Raw genomic sequence first — 7,694 nt, 5'->3', positions numbered from 1 at the left:
CCCCCCCCCCCCCCCCCCCCCCCCCCCCCCCCCCCCCCCCCCCCCCCCCCCCCCTTTTCAAGCAGAAGACGGCATACGCGATAATTGGCGGAGTCTCGTGGGCTCGGAGATGTGTATAAGAGACAGGTGGAAGCCATGCCTAAAAACGATTTGCAGGCCGCACGCCACGTTCTGGTCCTCGCCTCGGCCATGAAACTGTGTGCCATCCCCGGCCCTCACTCATCTAAATTGGAAAAGTTGCTAAACGGGCACGACGTTTCCATCGACACCTTACGCGCGGGACTGGGACAAGCCATCGCGGCGTACGCAAGCGTCGAACCGGTGACGGTGCATTATCCTCTGTGTCGCCCGGGCAGTGCCATTCCTCTTGTGGTAACCGTGCGCTCGGGTGAACTGAGCCAGCCGGGGGAAGTATCGTTCCATCGTGGGCAGATCGACGCCACAGTAGAAGGCGCTGTAGTAGTCTCCCTCGATAGTGAAGGCCTTGCTAGAGCCTGGGCCAATAAATCCCATGCGATCGCCAAGGGAGTCGGTTCGCGCGCCGAGGCCTGGGGAAAGGGCAGTGAGGCGCACGCTGTCGCGAGCGGCACAACGGCATGCGCCGAAGAAGAGGATGCATCCGCCTGGGCCGATGAGGCTTATGCGATCGCTTATGCCAAACACTCCAAGTCGACGGTGTACGCCACCAAATCGGAAGCCAAAGCCGTTGCAGAAGCACCTAACTCAACCGCCATCGGGATGAAGGCAGGCACTATGGTCGTCGCAGAGAAAGACGCCTTGGCCGTAGCCTACGCGGCGTATACCCAGCTAATCGTTCGAGATGGCGCGTGCGGCAAGCTGGTCCCCTATGCACGCGCCCAGTCGGACGGCCGTGCCACCATTTTTTACGGTGGGAAGACGCTCACCCTAGCTAAAGGTAATGTTATCAAGGGCCTCGCCAAGGATTACTATCGTTATCAGCCCAGTATCGACAGTGAAAAACATTACATCCAGGCGGGACGGGAGCGCTTCGTCAAGCGGGTCGGGGATAAGAAAACCAAATTAGGCGAGGGTGCCATGGGTGCTGCCTACGCTTATAAGAAATCGGACTTAGTCTCCAAGATCGAAACAGATCCCAGCGGGGCATCTCTGAATAAGAAACTTGCCGCCGACCTTGCCGAAACCTACCGCAGCATTAGTCAGACAGCCCCCTGGCTGCTGAGCTATATCTCTGTCCCCACAGTGATGGTCAAGCCCAATGGACAAAAAGTGGCGCATCAACCGCTTATTGACGGAAACGATTTGTCTTCGGTCCGACACAAACTACGGCCTTTGGCTAAGGAGGCCATTTTGGAAAAAATGCTGGTCGTGACGCGGCATGCTCACAACCACGGCCTGCACTTGACCGACCAAAAAAACTGGATGATTCTAGCACCAACCAAGCGAGATGATGAATACCGGATTGGCCGCTTGGATATTGACGCGGACCCACGCATGAATCATGGCGGCATATTTTTTATGTTCTCTGAGTTACCAGGTTCTAGGATGGGGAAGGAAAATGCTGTATATAATCGCGAGCTGCTATTCCTTTGCCAGCATCGGATAGCCAAAGAATACGGCATTCAGGAAATGCAAGCCATGGGGCAGTTGCTCTCCATCGTTGGGCCATTTGCCGCACTCCACATCGATGGAAAATCTTTGAATGCTTCCAGTTACTTTGGCGTGCCCCGTGCCACCATGGGGCAGTTCATAGATAGCTGGCGCAATGGCACAGCGACACAAAAACAAGTCATGGAAATTTATCGCGCCTGGAGAGCGTGGCACCCAGCTCCGCTGAATCCCAACCTCGGCGCGGTCCATCCGGAATCGGCGGGCGCGCTGCCGCAGCCCTTGCCACCCACCCCTGTGCCCAAGTTCATCGCCTCGCCCACAGCGCCGCAACGCAAGGCGGAGACACCGCATGATGCCGTCGATGGTGGGATGCGTCATACCCCAGGAGCCATTACAGGCAAACCACCGCGGCCACCAATCAACAATAAGACTAAGCCGGCACTGGAGAGACCAGAAATGCCACCCATGCCTGCCCTTCGCCCCGCCAGCGGCGTCCATCCCGTGGCCAAGAGCAAGGCCAAGCCGCGACGCCCAGATATCTCCGAGGCAAAGAAGGCGCAGCCGGTGGCTGCACCTAGACCCTTGTCTCCCCGGCCACCGTTTCTGCAGCCAATTGAGCCGCTGGCAGTAAAGACAGGTCGGCTACCACCGAACCCCGTCGCGTCCCCGCCACCAGCACGAGTCACATGGGAAACGGAGGTTTGATTTAAGCTCAAATCGAAACCGTTGATACAAGGAAGACAGCGACACTGCATCACATCGTGCACGATCACTTGAGTAAACGCCTGTAGAAACTTACCCCGCCCGCAAGGGTGTGGGTAAGCTTTAGCAGCTGTTGCACAAATCCTCCCCCTCCTCAGCTTGGTAAGATAGTGGCATGACCAAGCGTGCTCCAAAACGCTACCGACGACCAACTGGAACGCCTACAGCCAAGCCCTGATCCAACGCGGCTCTGTCCGTCTGGCTGGACACGAGCATGTCATGGCGGGCGACGCCACGGGGCAAACGCTGCCGGATGCAATCCAGTCATAGGGCAGGATTGCCTACAGGAGCCGGGGCAGGCCACCGCCTAGGTTTGCATAGTTGTAGAACTGGACGATCTTTCGGTTGCGCCCCCTAAGGGGCCGCAACACATCATCACAGAATCTGAGTTAACAGCGGTCGTAGACCATCAGGCATATCTCGTCCAAAGCCGGTCAGATCACTGCCCGATACAGGCGCCATCGAATTCATTGCTTGGACTAGCCTTTGTTGATTTCTGAGCACAGTCAGCTCCGACGGTACCGAAAATTCATTCATTTCGTACAAGCTTTGGCTTGCCTTCACCGAACGAGAAGAAAGCTCGCCTGCAGGCACAACTTGACTCAAACGCTGAAACACCTCGTTGCCGCTCCATGCTTCCGCTTCCCCATCTTCAAACGAGAAAGACAGGCTAGATAATCTCCCTTCTCGGCCGCTCCCCACCATATTCAACAACTTAACATGATGCGCGCCGTTCACTAGCAGCAAGTCTGCGCCGTCCAGTTGCCATCGGTAAGCACCGCGAGTCCCGGGCAGAACCAGATGAATGGGCGTATTGGGAAGATCATCGGTAATGATCGCGATATCGGCTCGCGATAAAGCCATAGCCCCAGGCCTCAGCCAGTGCGTCGTCTCAGAAGGACGCATCATGATCTCTACTCCGGCAGGCATACCAGGAATCACAATATCTTCCGCCAGGGTTTCCAGCGTATCCTGGCCAACACCCCCAATGATCTCCAAACGGCGGCCTCCTGGTCCTTCCCGATAGATGTAATTCACACCATTCACTTCCCAGGCGGCTTGATCCAACATCACAATGTCATCACCGCTTGCCAGCCTATACGACAACCTCCGGCCGAAGGCATCTCTGCCCTGCACCCGCAATTCTTGCGACAACCCGATATGTTCCTGCTCCCCCAGTTGTTGCGTCAACCAAGCGCTCATCGCTCCACGCGTCATGCCCTGTTCAGAGAATCGCCGCAGCAATCCATCCATCACATGCGTTTCGACGTCTTGGTGAGCCAGTATGTCCAGCTCGCGTAATTGCAACTGATCTCCTAACCAGATGCCGCTAAAATTTGCTGACAATGCCTCCAGATTAAGCGTTCCGCTCAGTGTGCGACCATCGGCGATCGCCACCCCTGGCAAACTCCATTGACTGGTCTGCCCCTGTTGCAACTGCCACACGGTAGTCTCACCGGATCCGCTCTCCAAAAGGAAAGCATCGCCGCTGGCTGCATGAATCGCGCCAGAGCGCTGCCCAACCGCCAGGCTCAGCCATCCATGGTCAGACAAACCAGGAGTATTCGCCTCTGTATAGAAACGTTGCAGCAGCTCAGTCATCTGCGCCGACGGTTCCCGTTCGAGTATCAAGGAACTGGCATAACATCCCGCCTCCAAGTCCACGCTTAAGCATAACGTCGCCCCTTCTCCCAAGGTATGGGTAAGCAGCACGCTCTGAGGCCGATCCTCTCCGGCAAAAGACAGCGTCTGCCCCCCCACCACAATGGCATTGGCACTGATCCTCATGTCAGAAAACGCTCCATGCTTGAGCGCACCAAGCACCAGCTTGCCATCCTGGACGGAATGAGTTTTCACGGCATAGTCAAGGTCGAAAACCCATTTCTCTCGCCTCTCGCCGCTGGCCTCCACGCGAATAGGCACCGCCTCCGCCGGCAGCACCACCGAATATACGCCGCCGTGTCCCTGCAGATCATATGACAGGTGCCCGCGCTCGACCGCATTGGTCACAGTAGGAACGATCAGAGTGCGCGACTCGGCATCCAACGTTACGCGAACGGCTGTGGCGCGCGGTTCTTCGACAATGCTGCTGATTCCCCAGTCGGTTGGAAACGCATACATGCCCCAGATGAACTGATCGCCGTAGTGCTCGTGCAGCCGTCGGAAAGCCGCCACATCCGCTGAGCGTCGACCAGTCACCTGGTTGTAATCGAACTGGATTCGCCGCCCCACACCACTTGGCAGCGTGACAATTCTCTCAACAGTTGCTTGGCCATCGGACTTGAACACATACTGCTTGTCCGCCATCCCCAGGCCGGCGTAAACATCAAGCCATGTATGGGAGTCGGGATCAGGCCTCGCAAAGAAATGATCCCAACCACCGGTTACAGTGTGCCCGCTTCCGCCTCGAGTTCCGTTAACTTCGATGCTGCCGTAACGCATAGTCCCATTAACGAAGTCAAGATGCTCCACCACCGCTCCGTCCGCGACCTGCCACGTCTGTCCAGACTGCTGCAGTCCTCGATGTTGAATGCTGGCCAGAATGTCGTTGAAGCGCTGTGCAGACTGATCGAAACCATTGCGCAGCCTTTGATAGTTGTCGACCAGCACGGGAATGCCAACCGACAATCCTGCCAACGGCGTGGCAAGCGCACCCAGCACGGTCGCCGCTCCCCCGGCCCCGGCCATGCCCGCCAACAACGCCGCCAGGCTGACACCGCTGTTGACTACCGCCAGACTCAGTTTCGTCTCCACCGCAACTCGGGCAGTCGGATCAGTCGTCTGCATCAACTCGACAATAATGGCCCCGATATTAATCCCGTCCAACACTGCGCCGGCGCTGCCTCCGATCACCCCCATGATCTGCCCGGTTTTGGATAGCAATGTCAGGTCCTTCTGCAATGCAGAACCAACCCAGTCCGCCATATGAGCAGCATCAACGGCCGTGCTCAGGCCGTTGTTTATCAGCTGTGCGTAAACCTGCACCTTAAGCGCATCGCTCATCGCGCCCAAGCCACCATTCCGTGGGTTGACATCCATCAGGGTTTGCAGCATGTACGCCGCATTCAATGTATGCACTGCAGCCGGTTCGCTCAGCCCTTGCCACATCAACAAGCCGCGGCTACCGGCCCAACCGACTCCGCGCTGCAAGTCCCTCACCATGCTGGCGGCTTCCGCCTCGAATTGCGTCAGCACGGCCGCACTGCTTCGCACCCACCGCCGCCCATCCGCGCTGCCGAGCTGCACCGATCGGTTGACGAACAGCAACTCGGTGGCTCCATCCCCCAAGCTTCGGGTTTTCAAGGTGGGTAGCCACGCCTCAGGAGACAGGCCCGCCTCTCTCTGCATCGCCTCCACCGTCTCCGCCCATTGCGCGCCCAGCGCGGCGATGCGGGCATTCTTAACCGTGCTCTGCTCAACTATCGTACGGTGTTCCGCTGCTGGCGCTTCCCGGTCGAACAAGTGTCGACGCAACGCATCTCCCACACTTACGTGTAAATCCGCCAAACCGTTTCGCTCCTGCTCGCTTAGCCCTGATCGTTGCGCCGCATCCTCCAGCGCCCTGCCTAGCTCAAGCAAGCCCGTCGTCGTCATCGGTCTTTCCAGATTCCCTTCCAGAGCCAACCCAACCTCTGAAAGGGCCTCCTGCGACAACGGTTTGCGCACTAGTCGGCCAGCCTGCGCATCCCACACCAACTCCACCTTATGCAACACATCACGAAGCCGCGCCGATTCCTTACCGATCCACCCCCACTCCTCGGTCAACACCTCCTTGCGGCCAGAGGCCGTGACGCGAACTGGGTATTCGCGCGCGCTCAAAGACAAGCTGCTGCGCTCGATGCCCATATTCGTTCCCTGAGTCAGCAGCCACTCACCCAGTTGCCCTGGCAAAGTCTCCGCCAGCGCACGCGAGCCATCCATCAGGCGGCAACCGACGAGATCGAGATGTATGCCCTTCACTTTGCCTGTTGGAAAGCGCTGCAGCAATGTTGCCAACTCTTCTTGCAACTGCGCGCCTGTGCGACCGCCGAACAGTGTTTGTCCTCCCTGAGACAGGCCATGGCCGACAAGAACGATCCTCACCCGTCCTTCGCTGTCCAGCTGCAACGGCGCGGCCTGTTGAATTGACTGACTGTCGGCGTTCCAGCCCAAACTGTTAGGCTCGTCGCCATGCAACTGCAGCCATTCGCTATGTCTGGGGTGCTTGCCGAACAAACTCTCCGCGGCCTGGAAACTGTTGTCGTCTCCCTGTAGCTGCACGATCAGCTGCCTGCTATAGGCCAGACTCTCATCCGTTGCCGCCACATTGCGAGCCGCTTGCGCCAGGCTCTCGGTTGCGGGCTGGCGCCAGGCTTCAGGCACGCCCAAGTCACTCAGGGCGCCGTCTTGGCGCCGCAAGCCGATGGCATAAGCACGCACGCTCTCGGCGAAACTTTGTATCCTCGCGGGCCTGTCATTCAGATTGCGCATGTGGGAGGCGGCGTATTGATCCGCCAGCAGCGCCAACTCTCCCAAGCGCCCCACTTTCTGCGCCAGACTCAAGCCGCTGGCCTCAGCATGGTATCGGTCCAGTTGCTGCAAAATACGCTCATACGAGGTGCCTTCCGGCACGCCGGCCTTTTCAATCAACGTCTGCCTCGTATCCAAGCTTGTCGGAATATCATATGAGCCGGCATTAATCCGCGACTCCAGATCCTTGAATGGCTTGACCTCAGCGCTAAAGCGACGCGCCAGCTCCGCTTCTTTCAACGCGCGCTGTTCAGCAGATGGCAAGGTACTGGCCGGACCCGATAGGCTGCGCTGGAACAACAGACTTTCGCTCCCCCAGCCTGGATAGTCGATGAGATCTCTCGCCCAACTAGGGGCCCCCCCTAAAACAGACCAATCCTGATCGGACAACAAAGGGCCCTCCGCTACGGAGGCCAGCGGGCGTTTCGCCTCAGCCAAACTTGGAAAATCCTTGAATTTTATCGCCTTGTTCCGACACTTTTCTTGCGCCAGGAACTGCTCTTCCCAGCTTCTTTCATCCGCGATGATGGCGCTCGTCTGCTGACTCGCGCCGGCAAATTGATGCGCCGTCAGGTCAATACACAGCCGATACCCATTCACCTGGGCCACCACCACGAAATGATTGTTCGGCATCTCTTGGCTGACTTTATCCCAAATCGCCATGCCTCGTACCTGGTGGTCAATGCCCGCTGCTCGCAATTTTGCAGAGACCCTCGCAGCAGCAGCCTCGCATTGCTCCTTGGGCGAATCGATGTATCGCTGTAATTCCGTATCGTTTTTCAACAAATCTTGCACTCGCAGCACGGCCTGCTCTAATGGCATTATGATTTTCC

The 7,694-nt window shown here is 57.9% G+C and carries 2 protein-coding genes and 1 pseudogene; 2 read left to right on the top strand and 1 reads right to left on the bottom strand.

The window, feature by feature from the left end; genetic code table 11:
- The first annotated feature begins 135 nt into the window (after positions 1 to 135).
- Together JHD59_RS14265 and JHD59_RS14260 are read left to right on the top strand one after the other, a co-directional pair.
- Positions 136 to 2,295, top strand: a complete 2,160-nt coding sequence (locus JHD59_RS14265; protein WP_199154720.1) for a hypothetical protein — start codon at positions 136 to 138, stop codon at positions 2,293 to 2,295.
- A gap of 172 nt (positions 2,296 to 2,467) precedes the next feature.
- Positions 2,468 to 2,614, top strand: a pseudogene (locus tag JHD59_RS14260) (IS5/IS1182 family transposase); the annotation flags it as partial.
- Positions 2,615 to 2,727: 113 nt separating this feature from the next.
- On the opposite strand, the gene JHD59_RS14255 reads toward JHD59_RS14260, so the two are convergent.
- Positions 2,728 to 7,683 carry a TcdA/TcdB pore-forming domain-containing protein gene (locus JHD59_RS14255; protein ID WP_199154719.1) on the bottom strand — a complete coding sequence of 1,652 codons (4,956 nt, stop codon included), beginning with the start codon at positions 7,681 to 7,683 and terminating at the stop codon, positions 2,728 to 2,730.
- Between the last annotated feature and the right edge of the window lie 11 nt (positions 7,684 to 7,694).

It is taken from the genome of Chromobacterium sp. ASV23 (assembly GCF_016428945.1).
Lineage (GTDB): Bacteria > Pseudomonadota > Gammaproteobacteria > Burkholderiales > Chromobacteriaceae > Chromobacterium > Chromobacterium sinusclupearum.
The sequence above is the reverse complement of the archived record's forward strand: the minus strand, read 5'-3'. Positions and strand labels throughout refer to the sequence as shown.